Raw genomic sequence first — 17,221 nt, 5'->3', positions numbered from 1 at the left:
GGGCACCATCATGCCGACCGAGCCCCTGCCCGAACTGGCGGAGGACTTCGTCCCGTTCGCCACCGCAGCGCTCGACTTCCACCAGGCCATCAACATGCCCGTCGCCCCAGTAGCTGCCAGTCGCACCGAACTGGACGCCTTGCACGCCCACCTTGTCGCCCTGTACGGGCTGCTCGACGCGCACACCGTACGCACCGCCGCGGTGGCCGATGCCGAGGGCGATCACCTCAGGGCCTGTCGGATCCGGCTGTGGCAAGCAGCCGAACACCTCCACGCAGCGTTCCACGCGGCGCCGCATCCAGGCGCCGGCCGCCTCCGCACCCGCGAGGCGTGCCGGGCCCGGCTGCCCGAGGGTGCGCCCGAACTCACCGTGTGCCAGCGCCATCTGGCGGCCTCCGCCCGAGTTCGCCGCGACCACACCCCGGCCGACCTGCGGGACCCCTTCACCGGCCTCACCCGGCACTGACCACCAGGAGCACCACGCCATGCACCCCCGTACTCGCGCCTACGCCAGCCAGCTGTTCGTTCCCCGCAAGAGCGACCGCCGTATGGCCCGCGCCGCCCGTAAACAGTTCGCCGCCGCCAGCGACCAGGCCCGCAATGCCGCCCGGCCCGAGGGTCGCAAAGCTCAGGCCGGCACCGACCCCGACCTGCGTGCCGCCTATCCGCCCGCTGGGCGCCCTGGTCCCGCCTCCGCCCGAGGTGGCCGACTCAAGCTTCCCGCCCATCGAATGACCACCGCGACCGCCTCGGGCGCCTACCCCTTCCTCGCCGAGGGCGGCCTCGGCGCCCAGGGCATCTACGTCGGACGCGACGTGCACGCGGAAGCTGCCTTCACATACGACCCGTTCGCCCTGTACGGACGGCTAGACGGCTTCACCAACCCCAACATCCTGCTCGCCGGGGTCATCGGCATGGGCAAGTCCGCGCTGGCCAAATCTCTTGCCGTACGAGCCGTGGCCTTCGGCTACCGCATCTACGTACCCTGCGATCCAAAGGGTGAATGGACCGTCGTCGCCCAGGAATTGGGCGGGCAGACCATCGCATTGGGACCCGGGCTCCATGGCCGGCTGAACCCGCTTGACGCGCCCGTAAGGCCTCCCGGCGTCAGCGAGACGGACTGGGCCAGCGAGGTCCGCAAACGGCGCCTTCTCCTGCTCGGCTCCCTCGCGAAAACCGTCCTGCGGCGCGACCTGCACCCGATGGAGCACACCGCACTCGATGTCGCGCTCGACCAGGCAGTTACGCACGCCGACGCCACGGGCACCACACCGCTGCTCGGCGAAGTGGCATACGTACTCGGCTCTCCCGAGCGCCTCGACGGTGCGCTCGGGGAGCTGTCAGGGCGTCTCGGGCAAGCCGCCGAGGACCTGGCCCATGCCCTACGGCGCTTGGTTCATGGTGACTTGGCCGGGATGTTCGACGCGCCGTCGACCGTGGACTTCGACCCGGCCGCTCCGATGCTCTCCATCGACTTGTCCCGCCTCGGCGGCGCCGGCGATGACACCGCGCTCGTCCTGGCGATGACTTGCGCCTCGGCCTGGATGGAGTCCGCGCTCGCCGATCCCACGGGAGGGCGACGCTGGGTGGTCTACGACGAAGCATGGCGGGTAATGCGGCACGTAGCCCTGCTGGAGCGCATGCAGTCCCAGTGGAAACTCAGCCGAGGGCTCGGCCTCGCCAACATGATGGTCATCCACCGCCTGTCCGACCTGCTCACCGCGGGCGACGCTGGCTCCCGGGGCCGAGCACTGGCCGAAGGCCTGCTCACCGACTGTTCCACACGGATCATCTACCGCCAGGAAGCCGACCAACTGGGTTCCGCCGCCTCACTACTGGGCCTGACCGGGGTCGAGACACAGGCGGTCTCCGCGCTGACCAAGGGGCGAGGCCTGTGGAAGGTCGCGGGCCGATCCTTCATCACTCAACACCTGCTCCACCCACGGGAACGCGAGCTGTTCGACACAGACGCCCGGATGCACGCCAAGGACCGTGTGAGTTCACAAATGCCGACACTTCGAATATCCCGGCCAAGTCACCATGAACACAAGGACCTCGGGCCGATGACGTCGCTCACTCAAGGGCTGATGCGGCCGCGTCAAGGCGCGATATGAGCCACACGCCCGTGGCCCCGTCCTTCGTCAAGAACAGCGTCATCAGAGAGCCGAAGGCTCCGTTCCTGTTCCGCCCTCTCGTCGGTGGCGTCATAGTGCCGCACTAGCTTCCACCAGCGGTCGCGATCGAACCCATCGCAGTGGTTGAAGAGATGGGCTGTGCTGCGCAGCCGCTGCCACTCACGCACGATCACGGCCCGCTGCCACGGGACGGGCCGCTCCAGCCGGAGGAGAGCATGCAGGAACCCAGCCGAGTCGCTGACCAGGACCAAGGTCACCCAGGCCGACACTGCCTCCGCCGCCCTCGCCACGGTCTTCAAGCTCGTCGAATCCGCCCAGGCCCGCTGGCGAGCGGTCAACGCACCTCGCCTCGTCGCCCTCGTCAGGGCCGGAGCCCGCTTCGAACGCGGCCACCTCATCGAACGCCCCGAAGCCTGCGCGGCATGAACGAGCGAATTCGATGCCAACCATCGGACATGGCCCCAGATCACGGGCATGGGAAGCGGGCGCGCATCTCGGTGATGTATGTGTCCCGGGACGTGGGCCCGCCGAACCGGAGACGGTCGTAGGCGGCGAACCGGGGTTCCAGCGCGTCGAGTTCGTTGATCAAGGCGTGCAGCCGCTGCGCTGAACCGGCATCCGGCTCGTTTGCTGCGGCAATGATCGCAGTCGTCAGGTAATCCTTGCGCTGAATGGCGGCCGGGGTCACGGAGTGCAGGCACACGTACTGTCCGCTGAGATACGCATTCCACTCAGCCTTCCCGGTAATCGGGTCGGCCCAGTGCGCGGTGAACCACGCTTCGAGCTGGTCTAGGCCACCCGCGTCGTCGGCGAGAGCGAACAGGTCGGCTGGCACCATCTCAGCACCGTCGGAGCGCACATATCCCGGAAGCGGCAGACGCTGCCCCAGCATCAGACGGCGGACCGCATCGCTATCGCGGCCATGGACTGCGCACAGTTCCTCCAGGGAAACGAACTGCGTGCTGACATACGCATCATCGGCATCGGTCATCGGATGGTGGCCGTTGACCTCGCGGAACCGCTCGGCGAGCTGTTGCTTCAGGGCTGTCTCCGGCATTGGGTGGTCCTCCAGCATCACCAGCGCGGGGATCTCCCGCAGGGGTTCCGCAAGCTACCGGCCGGACGGTTCGGCACTCACCGAACCATCGACTGAATCAGGGCGCCCGAGACACCCCCGCTCTCAGACCGTGCTCACCAGTCCATAACTCTTGACAATTACTCACCGAATTGTCGGCGGGGGCGTTGGCCAGGTCGGCATGCTCGAGGGTGCTGGCGTAGCGAAGTTCGGCGGTGATCGAGAGCCCGAACAGGTCGCAGATTCGGCGGACGTCCCCGCCGATGGCGTCGCCTCACAAAGAAGGCGGTCCTCCCGCAGATCCCGTGACCTTCCTCAATACCCGGCCGCCGCACTCGCGCTGACTAGCTCAGATTCCCGGCCGCACCAAATCCGACTTCCGGACGCACCCTCGTCCTTCGCACGGCCCCGACTTTTGCGAGGTGCATCTACGTGGCGGTAACACATCCGCACGTCACTATCGGCCATCACAACCGCTACGGCGTCGTGGCAGCGACGTCGCACGACAACCACGTCGCCGAGCACATCCTTCGCCTCGTCGGCTTCGAGCGGCTGCCGGGCAGCGACCTCTACGGCCTTTCCGACCCGACCCGCGAACCGTTGCGGCGCGGAGCGCAAGCTGTGCAGTCCCTGCGGGCCGCGCAGTACAGCGTCACAGCCGACGCCGCGTACGACCTCCAGCCCTACAGCCGGATGGACCCGAACGAAGGTCTCAGCAATCGGCAGGAGAAACCCTCCGCCATGCCGGTCTCCGGCGTCGGGGAGGCTCCCTTCGCCTCGGCCCACGCTCTCGACACCTTCTCCTGCGTCCGCGACATCGGGTGGCCCGACCCGACATCAGCCAAGCAACAGCGCCGAGCTCAGGCCGCCGTCGCCGTCTCCCCGGCCCGTACGGGTGTCTCGCCGCCACGGTGGCCCGCCGCTTCCGTGGAGTCCCGTCCCGCTGCCGCTGCCCCGGATCCAAGCCGCACCCGCTAGCCCGTTCGCACCAAGGAGAGCTCACGATGGATCTGCAGCTCGAGCCTGACGTTGCCTTCGGGGTGCACCCCGACCTCGGGGTGGCCGCCGTCGCCGACGAGCGTCCTTTCCTGGACGGGGTCCTGCGCAAGCATCCTTTCCGCTACAGCGAGTACCTCGACGTCTACCTGCTGCCCAGCGGCACCCGGCACAACCAGGCAGTCCACACCATGGCCCGCGCGTCGCGCGAGTTCCAGGATGCCGGCCTCTCCGTCGCCGCCGACCCCAAGATCGTGATTCCGCGGCCGATCCCGGCGCCGGACGGTGTTCCAGCCCGGTCAATCCAGGCGGCTCAGTCCCTGACCGCGCTGACCGGACAGTTGCACGAGTTGCGCCGCACGGCGGATGTCGCCGATGTCCTGAGCGGGGTCCGCGACAAGCGGGCCCACTGACCGCCTCCTTCCTCCTTCGCGCTACAGCCTCTTGGAGCCCCTCGTGATCACCAGAAGAAGCCGCTGGTCCCATCCCATCGCCCACATCTCAGCACGTAACGGGACCGCGACTTGTCTCCTGCACGCACCAGCACACCCTCGACCACCACCGGCACCGACCTCCTCCTCTACCTCCTGCTCGCGGTCGCCGCGCTCGGCATGGGCGGAGGGACTCTCGCCTGGCTGTTCGGCAACCTTGTCAACGAGGCTGTCGGCTCCGATCCGTGGGCCTCCTTCCGACCAACAGAATCGCTGTTGCACCCCGGTCACGTCTGGCCGCATCTCGCCCACCGTGCCGTAATCAGCGGGTGCTACGCCCTCCCTGGCGTCGTCCTCCTGGCCGCTGCCCTGCTCGGGGTGAAGGTGTGGCTCCGGCTGCGCGGAAGTCCCAAGGGGCTGGCCGACCAGCGGGACCTGGCCGACCTAATGCCCAAGAAGATCGCGGCTAAGGCGGTCGATCTCCGTCCGAGCCTCAAGGGAACCAAGCCCAAGGCCGTTGCGCCCGACGGCCGCGGAGTCCTACTCGGCACGCTCGCCCCCGGCGCGCGGGAGGTCCGCTCATCCTGGGAGGACGTCCTCCTCGCAATCATGGCGCCCCGCTCGGGGAAGACCTCCGGATTGGCGATACCGGCGATCCTCCGAGCGCCGGGCCCTGCACTGCTGACCTCCAATAAGGCGGCGCGCGACGCTTACACCGCCACGCTCGCGGCCCGCGCCGAGGCCGGTACGGTGTGGACGCTCGATCCTCAGCAGATCGCCCACGCCCCGCAGATGATGTGGTGGGACATCCTCGCCGACGCCCATGATCTCGCCGGGGCCCGCCGCTTGGCCGGGCACTTCGTGACCGCCTCCGTGGACGAATCGAGCGCGGGCGACTTCTGGTCGACTGCCGCCGCTAACACACTCACCGCGCTGTTCCTCGCCGCCGCCCGCGGCCGAAGGCCGATCACCGACGTCCTGGCCTGGCTCGCCTCCCCCGCCGACCGCTCCCCCATCGACCTGCTCCAGGACGCCGGGCTCGACGCGGTCGCCGCCCAACTCCGCGGCACCGTGGCCGGAGCAGTAGAGACCCGTGACGGAATCTTCGAAACCGCCCGGCAGTACGCCAGTTGCCTACTCAACCCGGCCATCGCCGCCTGGGTCACCCCACCCGGCGGGATGAACAAGATCCTGGAGTTCAAGCCCGAGGCGTTCGCCACCAGCAAGGACACATTGTTCCTGCTGTCGAAGGACGGCGGCGGCTCGGCGGCGGCGATCATCGCCGCCGCTGCCGACGCCGTGATGCGCTCGGCCGTTATCCAGGCAGAGCGCGACGGTGGTCGGCTCGATGCCCCGTTGCTCGCGATCCTCGACGAGGCCGCCAACGTATGCAAGATCGCGGACCTGCCGGACCTGTACTCCCACCTCGGCAGCCGAGGTGTCATCCCGATCACGATTCTGCAGTCCTACCGCCAGGGCGTCCGAGTGTGGGGCGAGGCCGGCATGGACGCGCTCTGGTCGGCTGCGACGATCAAGCTCGTCGGCTCCGGTATCGACGACGCCGACTTCGCGGACAAGCTCTCCCGCCTGGTGGGCGACCACGACGTCCGTACCGTCTCGGTGTCCACCAGCGAGACGGGCAAGTCCACTTCAGTTTCAGTTTCCATGCGCCAGGAACGCGTGCTGCCCGCCGATGCGATCCGCGCCCTGCCCAAGGGCTCCGCGCTCCTGCTCGCCACAGGCATCCGCCCCGCCCTCCTCAGCCTCAAGCCCTGGTACCGCGAGCCCAACGCCGATCGGCTCGGCGCCGCGTCCGCCAGGGAAACCGCAGCCATCACCGAGCGCGCGCTGGCCAAGACCCTGTGCCGCGACGACTTCGGTCCGGCCAGGTGACCCCGCCGAAAACGAACCCCCCGCAGGGCGAGACGCGACGGCGCACTTCCCCGAACGCCAGTACATCCCGGAGCCTTCGCCCCTTCCTCGTGAGGTACCCACTCCCATGTCCCACCCCACTCCCATGTCCCACCCCACACCGTCCTGGGCCTCCGTTCGCCGCTCCGAACGTCTCGCCGGCACCCCCGTCGTGAAGCGCGGCGCCCATTGGTGGCTCGTGTCCCCGAGCGGCTTCCTGCTCGCATCGGACCCGACGTTCACCGGCGAACTGCACCGATTGACCACCGCCTTGGCCGCCGCTGACCGTGCCGTTGCTGAGATTCGCGCCCAGAACCAGGCCGCATGCAACGCGCAGCGGTGACCCCGCTAGTTCACGCCGAGCAAGCCGTCTTGGGCGCACTATTCCTGGATCCCGACCAGCTCGACCGGCTTGATACCTGGCTCCGCCCGGAGCACTTCTCTCGTCCCGCGCACTCCGCGCTCTACGCCGCGATGCTCAAGCTCCAGGCCGCCGAACACCCAGCGACGACCGCGCCGGTGGGTGGACCCGTAACCCTGGCCTGGATCACCGACACCTTGCAGGAGGCGAGCACTCACGCCCGCGGGCTCACCCCGTCGTACCCGCACCTTCTGATCTCCGCGTGCCCGCGCCCCGACCACGCCCCGGCGTACGGACGGATGGTCCTGGAGGGCGCCATCCACCGCAGCGTCGCCCAGCACGCCACCCGCCTGCACCAGGCCGCGCTCGCCGACGACCGGAACGGGACGGTGGAGGAGACGCTCCACCACACCCAGGTGCTCTCCGATGTGCTGACCGACCTTGCCCGTGCTTGGGGAACCGAGGCCCGGCCCGCGCAGCCGCCCGCCGCGTACGCGCAACAAGTCGCCCCTCCCCAACCCGTCAGCGAACAGGGACTCACTGACGAGGAGTTCCTCCTCGGCTGCCTCGCGTCCCGACCCGAGCAGCTTCTCAACCTGGTGCGCTGGCTCCACCCCGACGACTTCGCCGACCCCGGTCATCAGCAGATCTACCGCGCACTCAGTACACTGCACCATCGCGGCGAACCGATCGACCAGTTGACAGTGCTGTGGGAGACCCAGCGGCGCGGTGCGCTGGCCGACGGGGTTCTCGATTCCGAGCGCGTACGGCGGATCTGTGACCCACTGCTCGGTGGAGCAGCCGAACACTTCGGCGAGCAAGTCGTCCAAGCCTCTCTTGTCCGCACCGCAACTCTGACGGCCTGGCAGATCGGAGCCCTAGCCGACCGCGACGCGCTCGCCCCTGGGCAGCTCATCAGCTACGCCCTGCACGCGCTCGGTCCATTGGACGACCTCCGCCGTCGCCTTCGCGCAGCGCGCGGAGCTGAGCGGGAACCGCATCCATCGCTCGGCCCGCCCGGCGCCCCATCGCCGAGCGCCCGCACGGATGCCGCACGTGCCCGCAGCCGGCTCACGGACACCAAGCTGTCGGCAGCGTCCACCGCAGTCCCCCGGCCCGCCAGCACCGGCCGTCGCACCCATCGGCGTCCGTCATAAACGATCAGGCCAGCCAGGACGGCGTGGACAAGGACGGATGTACGCCATGGCCCACGAGTTCGAGAATCTCCGTACTGAGATCGCTCACTCGTACACCCCGGGCTCCCTGCTCGCGCCCCGTCCCGCCGACGACGCTCGCCCCCTGAACCCGCGGTTCGTGGAGTGGATGTAGGAACCTCGACGAAGGATGAGTAACCGGCACCCGAGGCAGGGCAGGCCTGCCCAACCGACCGCGCTCGGCAACGGCGTCGTTCCCCAACAGGCACCCGCCTTGAGTTACTTGCTCCTCCGAAAAACTGGTGCCTTCGTCGGATCGCGCGGTGAGCGGGGTCTTTTACACGAGACCTCCGGCGGGGCCAAACCGCTGAATCTCCGGACTATCGACGCCCCATGAACTCTTCGGAGGTGTCGAGATGTCCGAGCCCGCACGGGACGACGCCGAGCCGGTACGCATACCGGACCACGACCTGGACGACCTTGTCTCCACCGTTACGCAACTGGTCACGGCGACCCGCAAGCAGAACGAAACGCTCGCCCGCCTCACCGACGAGGAGCCGTCCACCAACGACGGCACCGAGGGCGAGGCCGAGTCCGATGACAGCCAGACGCCGGCCTCCGCTACAGCGGAGGCCGCGCCAGCCGCCTCGGAGAAGGCGCCGACCACCATCTTCATCCTGGCACTCGACGGCACGGCGTACACCGAGGAACTCGCCGCGCTGACCAACTGGCTGGACGACCTGCTGCTGCCGGTGTACGGGCGGGAGGTCACCACCAGCCGCCCGTGGTGCCAACAGTGGCAGGATCACCCCGAAGCGGTGGCACGGTTGCACGCCCTGTGGCTGGCCTGGCAGCAGCTCACCGACGTCGAGGCCGGCCTCACCGGCCCATCGACTTGGCACCGCGATCATCTCGATCCCACGCTGCTTCAACTCCGCGCGCCTGACGGCCCGTTCGGGGCGTGCACCACCAGCGCAACCCGCCCCAACCACCGACTGCTGGACTTCCCCCAGCCTCCGGGAGCCTGACATGGCCAACACGTACGTCTCCCCGGAGCCGGATTACCAGATCGACGGCTCCTCACAGACGAGAACCGCCAACTACGCGAGCGCATCGCGGAACTCGGAGGCCAACCGACGTCAGTGGACGCCACGCACAGCCGCTCCTCGTCCGCCGTTGGCGCTCCCTCATTCTCGCCGCGGCGCTGCTCGTCCTCTCCGGCGCGATCGTGCTGGTGTGGCTTCGTATCGACGCCGAGGCCCGCCGCACAGACGAGCTCGGAGCGGAGGCCGGGCGGCGGGGCGACGCGGTCACGACTCTTGCGGAGGACGTGCGGATTCTGCGGAAACAGGTCAAGGCGGAAGGCGCGACTCCGGCGGCGCCGGATCCGTCCCGGGCGGTCGACGATCTACCGGACCGCGTAGGGGATCCCGTGCTCGTACCGGGTCCGCGCGGGCCGCGAGGCGCGTCGGGGAAACCGGCGCCCACGCTGACGCCGTCGCCGGGGCCACAGGGTGCGCCGGGGCGGACTCGACAGTACCGGGCCCGTCGGGCGCGGACTCGACGGTGCCTGGCCCGTCGGGACCTCCGGGGCCAGCGGGAGGGAACGGTAAGAACGGTCAGACGACGTGCCCGGACGGCTACACGTTCCAGGCACCCGCCGACGATCCCGATGCGCTGTTTTGCCGCCGTACTGGGGCTGCTCCGCCGGAGCAGCCGGACCCGGCGGGCAGCTCTCAGCCGATTGCGGCTGGTCTGGATCCACAGCGACGCCAGTACGCATGACTTGGCCCCCCACCGCCTTCGGGCGGTGGGGGCCGTTTCATCGCGTCTCATCCGGCACGCGTCGACGACACCCACCTCTGGAATGTGGCACGGCCTGCACCGCGGCAACTTTCCTCTCGCCCCGCCCCCAGGGCGTCGAGGCGTGCGCGCGCTGCCGCCCGATGATGCCGAGTAGTCGTTCCTCGGCCGAGGCGCATAGGTCTCCGGTGCTTGCGGCGAGGTCGTCGACCACGGCTGAGTGTTCGGGCACCGAACCCCTCCCGTACCTGGAGCTCGTACGGCAAACTACGGATGTGGACAAGGAATGGATTCCGGTTTTAGCTTCCAGCCTCCCGGCTACGACCGCATTGATTGCTGGGTCCTTAGCCTTCCTGGCCGCTATGCGAAATATTCGACGAGCTGCCGTAGTACAAAAGAGAGCAGGAATTCTGGAAAACGCGCCGTGAAACTTATGTCGCAGTCATGCACTCCTTCAGCAAATTCGATCGAACAACTTCAAAATGCCTGGCGGAGTTTCGAAAAAGGAACTTCTCGGGCGACCATCTGAGTAAGGTCATGGATGCCGCGTACGCCTTCGAGGAGGCGCGCTACTCCATGTCTCTCGATGCCCCGCACGATCCGATCATTGCGGCTGCCCTCAAAGACGTGAACCGAAATCTCCAGGCCCTGTCGGGTGTGTTTGTTATCTGGAATAAAGCATCGGAGGGGAAGGATCGCAAGGCACTAGATCGCGAACACTGGATTCAGGAGCACGACTCCGCAAAGGCACAGTTCGCTAAAGCACGCGAGTTCATTTTTCAGGCAATGCGCGATGACTTGCATCGCGAAGTGGGGGAGGATTTCGCGCACGGCCCCGTTCGATATTCATTTAAAGTCAAGAGGGCAAAGCGGAAGATGCAGCGAGCGCCTTCTCCTTTGTCAGTAAGCGACGACCAAGCCTAAAGCGAAGACGCTCCCACGGGGTCCGGCGCTCCGGCGCCGGTCTCCGCGAGGATTGCGGACTCCTCCGCCTGCGCGGCGATGCCGTCCCTCTCCAGGTGCAGGACCTTGACCTTCATTGCGTTGAGAAGGTCAAGGTGGTCGCGGTCGCCTGATCCGCCTACAGGTGCGAGAGAGAGACCCCCTCGTCAGGGCTGATTGCGCGCAATCACAACGTGCCCTCCCTGATCTGCAATCCGCCGCAATGCCGCCATCCTGGCGTCCTTCTCGGCGCATGCTGTTCCTCCAACACCCTCTGACGGAGGACGACATGACCCTGCGGTTCATCGGCACCACCAGCGATGACGGAGACTGCCCCACCCTGTACGAGATCCCTGAGACCGATGAGTACCTCGTGCAAGGCGACCGCGAGACCGACCCTCAGCACCTCGTCTCCCTCCGCGACGTGAAGCCAAGCGAGACGTTCGTCCGCGTACCCCGCTCGCTCCTCACTCGCTACGCCCCTCGCACCCCTGCGCCCGAACTGGTGCCGTTCGGCGAGATCTCCCACCTCTTCCGCGAGTTCCGCCACACCGCCTGGCGTCTGGAGACCCGCCGCTGCTACGCCTCCGACCGCAACAGTCCCAAGTGGGCGCGGTTCATCGCGGGCGAGGACATCACCCAGGACCCCGACAACTCGTGGCGCGAGAACGTCCGGGCCCAGACCGCGCAGGGCAAGCGCTTCGAGCGCGTCCGTCTCCTCGACGAGCCCGCCACACAGGGCCAGGAGTTCCTCCTCACCAGCGGACTCGGGAACGTCGCCGCGGGCGAGGACATCCGCCACCTCACTCGCACGCAGGCGCAGGACCTGCGGTTGCCGGACTACGACTTCTGGCTCTTCGACTCCCGCGTCGTCGCTCGCTTCGCGTTCGACGAGGACGACACCACCCTTGGTGTGTACGTGACCGAGGATCCTGCCGAAGCCCTCGGCGCCTGCCAGGCCCGCGATGCCGCATGGCACCACGCCGCCCGTACCGAAGACGTCGTCAGGCAGGTACGTTCCACCGTGTGAGCACGGACTTTCAAACGGCACGAGAGGCCCTCGGCGCGCGGCTGCGTGAGCTGCGCGCCGATGCCTGTCTGGAGGGCAAGGACCTCGCCGCGCAACTGGGGTGGCAGCCTTCGAAGGTCTCCCGTCTACAGGGCGGGAAGCAGACCCCCAGCGCCGAGGACCTCACGGCGTGGGCCGAGGGAGTCGGCAGGCCGGATGTCGCCCACGAACTGCACGGCCTGCTCGCCGGGTTGGAGATGAAACACCGCTCGCTGCGGCGTACTCTCTCGGCCGGCCAGCATGCTCGGCAGGAACTCGCGATCGCCGAGACGTCAGCCACGCGGGAGATCCGGGCGTTCGAAGTCGCCCGCATACCCGGTCTGTTGCAGACCCCGGAGTACGCCCGCTCCGTGTTCGAGGCGAACGCCGAGTTCCGGCAGATCCCCCGGTCGATCGATGAGGCGGTCGCATCCCGCATCCGGCGGCAAGAGGCGCTGTACGAGCCAGGGAAGTCGTTCACGTTTCTCGTCTCCGAGGGCGCGCTCTTCATACGGCTGTGCTCGCTGGAGGTGATGGCGGCCCAGCTCGACCGGCTGTACAACGTGGTCGGGATGGCGTCTGTCCAGCTCGGTGTGATTCCTCTGGGAGCGCAGCTCCGGCGCACCCCGGCGCACGGCTTCTGGATCTATGACCGGCGCCTTGTCATTGTCGAGACGATCAGCGAGGAACTGTGGCTCGACGGCGACGCGGACATCGGTCTCTACGAGCGGGCGTGGGACTGGCTCACCGAGGCTGCGGCATACGGCCGCGATGCGCGCCGCCTCATCGGGCGGGCTCGGGCCTCGCTGGAATCTCCGTAAGCAATCCGCTGCAATCGCGGATCGGGCGCACGCAATCACGCGCAATCGATCAACCCGGTCACGAGGTGCTCTCCTACGGTCCTGGTCATGGCCGCAACGACGCGCACCACCACACCCGCGCGCGAGGCAGGTGACACCTGGCTCGCCGACTGTGCTCGCCATCCGGAACTCGCCCACCAAGTGTGGGACATGGACGGCCTCGCGCCGATCCACTGCACCCACTGGCTTGCCGCGGAGGCACAGCTCAGCGTCGCCCTCCAGGTACTCAGACGCATCCCACAACGACACCGCGGGCCGCTCCTCCTCGACCCCGACCTCGACACCGCATGGTGGCTGGTCGCGCCCGACGCCGCCGAGGAGCTGGCCGACGTCCGCCTCCTCACCGTGCACCCGGCCGGTTGGCCCCTGCACTGCCCACCCACGAGGCGCCCCGCTGCCGGCCGGTTCTGGCTCCACGCACCCGACGGCCGCGGTCGGCTAATCGACCCCGTGCATCTCGCCTCCGCGCTCGGTCCCGGCGGGCCCCGCATACTTGCGGAGGCGTTCGGATGACGGTTCTCAGAGGCACTGCGTTGCCGGCGCCCACGGCAGGCGAGGTGATCAGGGCGGCGCTGTCCGCGCCGCGCGACTACCCCGGCCCTGATCGGCTGCGGTACCTGTACGCGGCGGCCCGGCAGATGATCCAGGTACGGCTACCGGTCGTGGCCACTCAGGTCGAGGACGCGCCCGGCGGGCCGGAGCGCGCCTCACGGGAGCGCGCGGTGGACGAGGCGGAAGCGATCCTGTGCGACGGCTTGAGCCCGAGTTGCCTCGCGGCGTCCCTCACGGTGAGCGCACTGGGGCGCGCGCTGCTCGGCCTCGAGCGGTTCGCGGGAGACGACCGATGAACGTGAAGCGCACGGCGCCCCTCGATCACGTCGAGATCCCCGGCATCTGCTTCATCCGCCAACCCGAAAGCACGCGGCGCTGCACGCTCCAGGCCGGGCACTACGGCGAACACCAGAACTTCTACTCCGGCCCGCTGCGCAACGGCTTCCGCGTCGGCACGAGCTGGCCGCGCCGGCCCGGCGAGACGCAGGCCGACTAGAGACTCCCGCCGCCGGGGTGCTTGGAGGTGACCGGCGACGGGACAGGGCGGGCCGCCCGATGGCGAGCAGTGGGGGCGGCCCGCCCAACATGAACCGCCTACCCCATAGTCCCCGCCCCGTCCGGCGGACCTCCTCCCCATCCCGTCCACCCGGCACCGTCCCTCCGCGGAAGGAACGCTCGTGCACCGACTGATCGCCAGCCCGTTCCTCAGTGACTACCTCCTCCTGCACCCCGGTCAGCCCTCCGGCGTCCGCATCCCTGAGGCCCGCTACAACGAGCTCCGCGCCCTCACCGGGCCGGACGCCGCCCCGGTCTGGCTGCACGACGCCGCCCGCCAGGCATGGGGGCTGACCCTGGACCGCCCCCTGACTGCGGACCTCCTCGTCCGCGAGCGCTCCCGGTACGGGTACGGGTACGCGAAAGCATCCTGGGAGATCAACCTCGGCTGCGACTACGACTGCGAGTTCTGCTATCTCGGAGAGAAGCGGTTCGAGGGCCTCGGCTGGCAGGGCAAACAACAACTCCTCCGCACGATGCGCGACGCCGGCGTCCTGTGGCTACAGATCACGGGCGGCGAGGCCCTCATCGACCGAGAGTTCGGCGCGGCCTACGAGTACGCCCACCAGCTGGGCATGATGGTGCAGGTCTCCTCGAACGGCTCGTCCCTACGGAAAGCTCCGATCCGTGAGCTGTTCGCCCGGCACCGCCCGTACCGGCTCACCCTCAGCGTGTACGGGGCGACCGCAGAAACCTACGACAAGGTCACCCGGAACCGCGGTGCGTTCGGCCGGTTCATCAAGGGCCTGGGCGCCGCCCACGAAGACGCACTTCCTGTCCGCCTGAACGTCATCGTCTCGGACGACAACGCCCACGAGGTCGACGACATGATCGCCCTGTGTAAGCGGTACGGATTCCCGCATCAGGTCTTCACGAACATGTCGCCGACGATCGACGGCGAGGCCAACCCCCTCGCCACACAGACCGAGAGCCACATCACTCCGCGCAGCGTCTTCACCGGCTGCAACGCGGGCCACACCTTCTTCCACGTCAACCCGCACGGCATCGCGTCGATCTGCAAGGCCGGCCGCGACCCGAGCGTGAACCTGATCACCGAGGGTCTGGATGCCCTCCCTCGGCTCGGCCAGATCGCCGTGTCCCTACAGCTCCGCACCGGTGGCTGCTCCGGCTGCACAAAGGTCGGCACGTGCCGAACGTGCCGGCCGCTGGCCAAGCTCTACCAGGAGGCGGGGGATCGACGAGAGCTCTACTGCCAACACGGAGGTTACGGATCATGACACCGCCCACCGCCACCATCGCCCCGCCGCGCGAGCCCGTGATGCTCACCATCAGCACCCGGCCGCCCGCACACGCGACCGCTACCCCGCCGCTCCCGCTGACCGCGACGCCGATCCGCGCGGATGAGTTCCAGATCATCGCCGATCTCGACGTGGCCGCCGAGGGCGCCAAGTGCTCCTGCTCGGCCGGCGACGACCAGCCCTACTAGAACCGGGCCCTGCACCACCGTGCCGCCCCGGCCCGTACTCTGGCCGGGGCGGCATCATCCCCCCATTCTCCGAGGATCAGCGCGTGCCCATCCCCCGCATCGCCTTCGAGCAGCTCCCCGTCGACACCCGCCGGGCTGTCGCCGACAAGACCGGCGCCGTGCATCACACCGTGACGGTGTCCGGCGGCATGAACTCCGCCATCGCCTCCGTCCTCGACACGGACTCCGGTCCGGTGTTCGTCAAGGGCATCCCCGTCGACCACCAACAGGTCGACGCGCAGCGCCGCGAGGCCGCCGTCGCCCCGCACCTGCCCGCCTCCTGCCCCCGCCTGTTCTGGCATCTGGAGGCCGCGGGGTGGAGCCTGCTCGGATATGAGGTCGTCGACGGGCGGCAGGCCGACTACGCGCCCGGATCCCTGGACCTCCCACTCGTCCAGGCCGCGCTCGCCGAACTCCAGGCCGTGCGCGCGCCAGCCAACGTCGACATCAAGGACGCCGCGGACCGGTGGAAGAACTATGCGCCGCCCGGAACACTGCACTACTTCGCCGGCGGGGCGCTGCTCCACACCGACTTCGCCCCTGACAACATCCTGATCACCGCCGGCCGGGCCCGCCTCGTCGACTGGGCGTGGCCGACGCGTGGCGCAGCCTGGATCGATCCCGGGGCCCTGGCGCTGCGGCTCATGGACGCCGGCCACTCGATTGAGGATGCGCTCAGGTTCATCGACCGGTTCCCGTCGTGGCACAACGCCGAGCCCAGAGCGCTCGCAGCATTCGGGATGGCCACGGCCGCACTGTGGCGCGAGATCTCCGAGCAGTCGCCAATCGAGTGGAAGCAGAGGATGGCTCGCCACGCTGCCCTGCTCGCTGACCATCTGGCCGAGGGACGGTAGGTCAGACGAGGTCGCGGAGCGGGACGCCGAGCGCGTCGGCAATGCGGATCAGGTTGTCGAGGATCGGGCTCGCGTGGCCCTGTCGGAGGCCTCGGACGAGTAACCGTCAGATGCCTTGCTCACATGGGGATGTGGACGCCATGTGGATTCCGGGAACGACATCGGCCCCCTGGAGAGATCTCCAGAGGGCCGATGCAGGTCACGTGACCTGGGACTTAGTCCCGGTGGGCGCGGACGGTTTCGAACCGCCGACATCTGCCTTGTAAGGGCGGACGTGATCCGAAGCGAATGCGCCCAGGTCACTCTGGCTATAGCGGCAGCCCAGGTGAACGGCGCGTCTCGACTGCGCCGAGCCGTCATTGACCGTGGTTGACCGCACGATGTGGCACGGCTGTGGCACGCGACCTTCTGATCCGCGCGCTGCGGGCGAACGCCCTTTTATTCGCAGCTCGGCGGTTCGTCCTTGGTCGGTACGAATTGCATCGTGGGCATCCCGGCGGCGTCGAAGTTGGCAGCGTCCGGGCCGATCAAGGTCATGTAGCCGGCGAGCATCTGGCTGTTCTGTGAGGGCGGCTCCCCCTTGACTTGCTCGACACCGACGAACACGGAGTCGAGGACCCACCAACGGCCGCCGAATTTAACCCACTTGATCCCGCAGTGCGTATAAATGTCGTATGGATACGGCTTGTGCTGCTTGGGCTCTGTTGGCCCTTCCTGCCACTTGTCCATCGTGGCGGTGCGGGCGGGCAGGGTGGGGCCGGTGTACCCCTCGTCGCCCGGGTTGTCAGACGAGGACGAGCAGCCGGAGAGCAACAGCCCGGCGCTCAAGAGCAGGACGGCGGCTTGGCGCGATACATTCACGCACCTTCGACGCTGCAGACATGTGTTTCGTTGCTGCGGATATGTGTTTCGTTCGATCTGCGGTCAGGGGATGTTCTGCTGCTCGTGCCCCGGAGGTGGCTGTCGTTCCCCGTCCTATCGAGCATGCGATTCACTCGCAGTCGATGGCGTGAACGGTTCCCAGGGTCTCCAGTGGCGCCTTGGGAATCCAGTCGCTT

The 17,221-nt window shown here is 68.2% G+C and carries 20 protein-coding genes and 1 pseudogene; 19 read left to right on the top strand and 2 right to left on the bottom strand.

Features of this window, described 5'->3' with window-relative positions; all coding sequences use genetic code 11:
* Nucleotides 1-10: 10 nt before the first annotated feature.
* The 3 genes and pseudogenes from ACWIGU_RS39935 to ACWIGU_RS39925 all read left to right on the top strand — a co-directional run.
* Nucleotides 11-466 (top strand): DUF6238 family protein, encoded by a 456-nt coding sequence (locus tag ACWIGU_RS39935; RefSeq protein WP_454406726.1) that lies wholly within the window; start codon nucleotides 11-13, stop codon nucleotides 464-466.
* A 19-nt stretch (nucleotides 467-485) separates the two neighbouring features.
* Entirely contained in the window at nucleotides 486-2,114 is a 1,629-nt protein-coding gene (locus tag ACWIGU_RS39930; RefSeq protein WP_454406725.1) for an ATP-binding protein, read from the top strand.
* Between the two features lie 243 nt (nucleotides 2,115-2,357).
* Nucleotides 2,358-2,561: pseudogene (locus ACWIGU_RS39925) on the top strand (IS256 family transposase); the annotation flags it as partial.
* A 40-nt stretch (nucleotides 2,562-2,601) separates the two neighbouring features.
* Here the strand turns inward: ACWIGU_RS39925 and ACWIGU_RS39920 are convergent.
* Entirely contained in the window at nucleotides 2,602-3,192 is a 591-nt protein-coding gene (locus ACWIGU_RS39920) for a DUF6058 family natural product biosynthesis protein (RefSeq protein WP_454406723.1), read from the bottom strand.
* A 450-nt stretch (nucleotides 3,193-3,642) separates the two neighbouring features.
* Between ACWIGU_RS39920 and ACWIGU_RS39915 the strand changes: the two genes are divergently transcribed.
* The 16 genes from ACWIGU_RS39915 to ACWIGU_RS39840 all read left to right on the top strand — a co-directional run bounded on the left by ACWIGU_RS39915 (nucleotide 3,643) and on the right by ACWIGU_RS39840 (nucleotide 16,163).
* Nucleotides 3,643-4,188, top strand: a complete 546-nt coding sequence (locus ACWIGU_RS39915) for a hypothetical protein (RefSeq protein WP_454406722.1) — start codon at nucleotides 3,643-3,645, stop codon at nucleotides 4,186-4,188.
* Nucleotides 4,189-4,214: 26 nt separating this feature from the next.
* Entirely contained in the window at nucleotides 4,215-4,619 is a 405-nt protein-coding gene (locus ACWIGU_RS39910) for a hypothetical protein (RefSeq protein ID WP_454406721.1), read from the top strand.
* Between the two features lie 111 nt (nucleotides 4,620-4,730).
* A complete protein-coding gene (locus ACWIGU_RS39905) occupies nucleotides 4,731-6,530 on the top strand; it encodes a type IV secretory system conjugative DNA transfer family protein (RefSeq protein ID WP_454406720.1) in 1,800 nt (599 codons plus the stop codon).
* 124 nt (nucleotides 6,531-6,654) lie between these two features.
* Entirely contained in the window at nucleotides 6,655-6,891 is a 237-nt protein-coding gene (locus ACWIGU_RS39900) for a hypothetical protein (protein ID WP_454406719.1), read from the top strand.
* 29 nt (nucleotides 6,892-6,920) lie between these two features.
* Nucleotides 6,921-8,066: a DnaB-like helicase N-terminal domain-containing protein gene (locus ACWIGU_RS39895; protein ID WP_454406718.1), complete on the top strand. Its 1,146-nt coding sequence runs from the start codon at nucleotides 6,921-6,923 to the stop codon at nucleotides 8,064-8,066.
* Between the two features lie 46 nt (nucleotides 8,067-8,112).
* Nucleotides 8,113-8,238 carry a hypothetical protein gene (locus tag ACWIGU_RS39890; protein WP_266667519.1) on the top strand — a complete coding sequence of 42 codons (126 nt, stop codon included), beginning with the start codon at nucleotides 8,113-8,115 and terminating at the stop codon, nucleotides 8,236-8,238.
* Nucleotides 8,239-8,479: 241 nt separating this feature from the next.
* Nucleotides 8,480-9,091, top strand: coding sequence for a DUF4913 domain-containing protein (locus tag ACWIGU_RS39885; protein WP_454406717.1), 612 nt, complete (start codon nucleotides 8,480-8,482; stop codon nucleotides 9,089-9,091).
* Between the two features lie 1,219 nt (nucleotides 9,092-10,310).
* Nucleotides 10,311-10,790, top strand: a complete 480-nt coding sequence (locus ACWIGU_RS39880; RefSeq protein ID WP_454406716.1) for a hypothetical protein — start codon at nucleotides 10,311-10,313, stop codon at nucleotides 10,788-10,790.
* Nucleotides 10,791-11,097: 307 nt separating this feature from the next.
* Entirely contained in the window at nucleotides 11,098-11,838 is a 741-nt protein-coding gene (locus tag ACWIGU_RS39875) for a DUF6879 family protein (RefSeq protein WP_454406715.1), read from the top strand.
* The gene (locus ACWIGU_RS39870) at nucleotides 11,835-12,677 is read left to right on the top strand and encodes a helix-turn-helix domain-containing protein (RefSeq protein WP_399682580.1); all 843 of its coding nucleotides are present in this window, start codon (nucleotides 11,835-11,837) and stop codon (nucleotides 12,675-12,677) included. The genes ACWIGU_RS39875 and ACWIGU_RS39870 overlap by 4 nt, the downstream gene beginning before the upstream one ends.
* Before the next feature lie 87 nt (nucleotides 12,678-12,764).
* Complete coding sequence (locus ACWIGU_RS39865; RefSeq protein WP_454406714.1) at nucleotides 12,765-13,229, top strand: hypothetical protein; 465 nt, start codon at nucleotides 12,765-12,767, stop codon at nucleotides 13,227-13,229.
* Nucleotides 13,226-13,564: a DUF6415 family natural product biosynthesis protein gene (locus tag ACWIGU_RS39860; RefSeq protein ID WP_454406713.1), complete on the top strand. Its 339-nt coding sequence runs from the start codon at nucleotides 13,226-13,228 to the stop codon at nucleotides 13,562-13,564. The genes ACWIGU_RS39865 and ACWIGU_RS39860 overlap by 4 nt, the downstream gene beginning before the upstream one ends.
* Nucleotides 13,561-13,764 (top strand): hypothetical protein, encoded by a 204-nt coding sequence (locus ACWIGU_RS39855; RefSeq protein ID WP_454406712.1) that lies wholly within the window; start codon nucleotides 13,561-13,563, stop codon nucleotides 13,762-13,764. Before ACWIGU_RS39860 ends, ACWIGU_RS39855 begins: the two co-directional genes overlap by 4 nt.
* Before the next feature lie 181 nt (nucleotides 13,765-13,945).
* Entirely contained in the window at nucleotides 13,946-15,061 is a 1,116-nt protein-coding gene (locus ACWIGU_RS39850) for a radical SAM protein (RefSeq protein WP_454406711.1), read from the top strand.
* Entirely contained in the window at nucleotides 15,058-15,270 is a 213-nt protein-coding gene (locus ACWIGU_RS39845) for a hypothetical protein (protein ID WP_266667547.1), read from the top strand. Before ACWIGU_RS39850 ends, ACWIGU_RS39845 begins: the two co-directional genes overlap by 4 nt.
* Nucleotides 15,271-15,353: 83 nt before the next feature.
* Complete coding sequence (locus tag ACWIGU_RS39840; RefSeq protein ID WP_454406710.1) at nucleotides 15,354-16,163, top strand: aminoglycoside phosphotransferase; 810 nt, start codon at nucleotides 15,354-15,356, stop codon at nucleotides 16,161-16,163.
* Between the two features lie 438 nt (nucleotides 16,164-16,601).
* On the opposite strand, the gene ACWIGU_RS39835 is transcribed toward ACWIGU_RS39840, so the two are convergent.
* Nucleotides 16,602-17,024: a hypothetical protein gene (locus tag ACWIGU_RS39835; RefSeq protein ID WP_454406708.1), complete on the bottom strand. Its 423-nt coding sequence runs from the start codon at nucleotides 17,022-17,024 to the stop codon at nucleotides 16,602-16,604.
* Between the last annotated feature and the right edge of the window lie 197 nt (nucleotides 17,025-17,221).

It is taken from the genome of Streptomyces sp. NPDC055400, from assembly GCF_053644375.1.
The sequence above is the reverse complement of the archived record's forward strand: the minus strand, read 5'-3'. Positions and strand labels throughout refer to the sequence as shown.

Bases quoted from the DNA above. Each gene is read 5' to 3' on its own strand.
- ACWIGU_RS39935 (WP_454406726.1), top strand. From the start codon at position 11: ATGCCGACCGAGCCCCTGCCCGAACTGGCGGAGGACTTCGTCCCGTTC.
- ACWIGU_RS39930 (WP_454406725.1), top strand. From the start codon at position 486: ATGCACCCCCGTACTCGCGCCTACGCCAGCCAGCTGTTCGTTCCCCGC.
- ACWIGU_RS39920 (WP_454406723.1), bottom strand. From the start codon at position 3,192: ATGCCGGAGACAGCCCTGAAGCAACAGCTCGCCGAGCGGTTCCGCGAG.
- ACWIGU_RS39910 (WP_454406721.1), top strand. From the start codon at position 4,215: ATGGATCTGCAGCTCGAGCCTGACGTTGCCTTCGGGGTGCACCCCGAC.
- ACWIGU_RS39900 (WP_454406719.1), top strand. From the start codon at position 6,655: ATGTCCCACCCCACACCGTCCTGGGCCTCCGTTCGCCGCTCCGAACGT.
- ACWIGU_RS39890 (WP_266667519.1), top strand. From the start codon at position 8,113: ATGGCCCACGAGTTCGAGAATCTCCGTACTGAGATCGCTCACTCGTAC.
- ACWIGU_RS39885 (WP_454406717.1), top strand. From the start codon at position 8,480: ATGTCCGAGCCCGCACGGGACGACGCCGAGCCGGTACGCATACCGGAC.
- ACWIGU_RS39880 (WP_454406716.1), top strand. From the start codon at position 10,311: ATGCACTCCTTCAGCAAATTCGATCGAACAACTTCAAAATGCCTGGCG.
- ACWIGU_RS39875 (WP_454406715.1), top strand. From the start codon at position 11,098: ATGACCCTGCGGTTCATCGGCACCACCAGCGATGACGGAGACTGCCCC.
- ACWIGU_RS39865 (WP_454406714.1), top strand. From the start codon at position 12,765: ATGGCCGCAACGACGCGCACCACCACACCCGCGCGCGAGGCAGGTGAC.
- ACWIGU_RS39860 (WP_454406713.1), top strand. From the start codon at position 13,226: ATGACGGTTCTCAGAGGCACTGCGTTGCCGGCGCCCACGGCAGGCGAG.
- ACWIGU_RS39855 (WP_454406712.1), top strand. From the start codon at position 13,561: ATGAACGTGAAGCGCACGGCGCCCCTCGATCACGTCGAGATCCCCGGC.
- ACWIGU_RS39845 (WP_266667547.1), top strand. From the start codon at position 15,058: ATGACACCGCCCACCGCCACCATCGCCCCGCCGCGCGAGCCCGTGATG.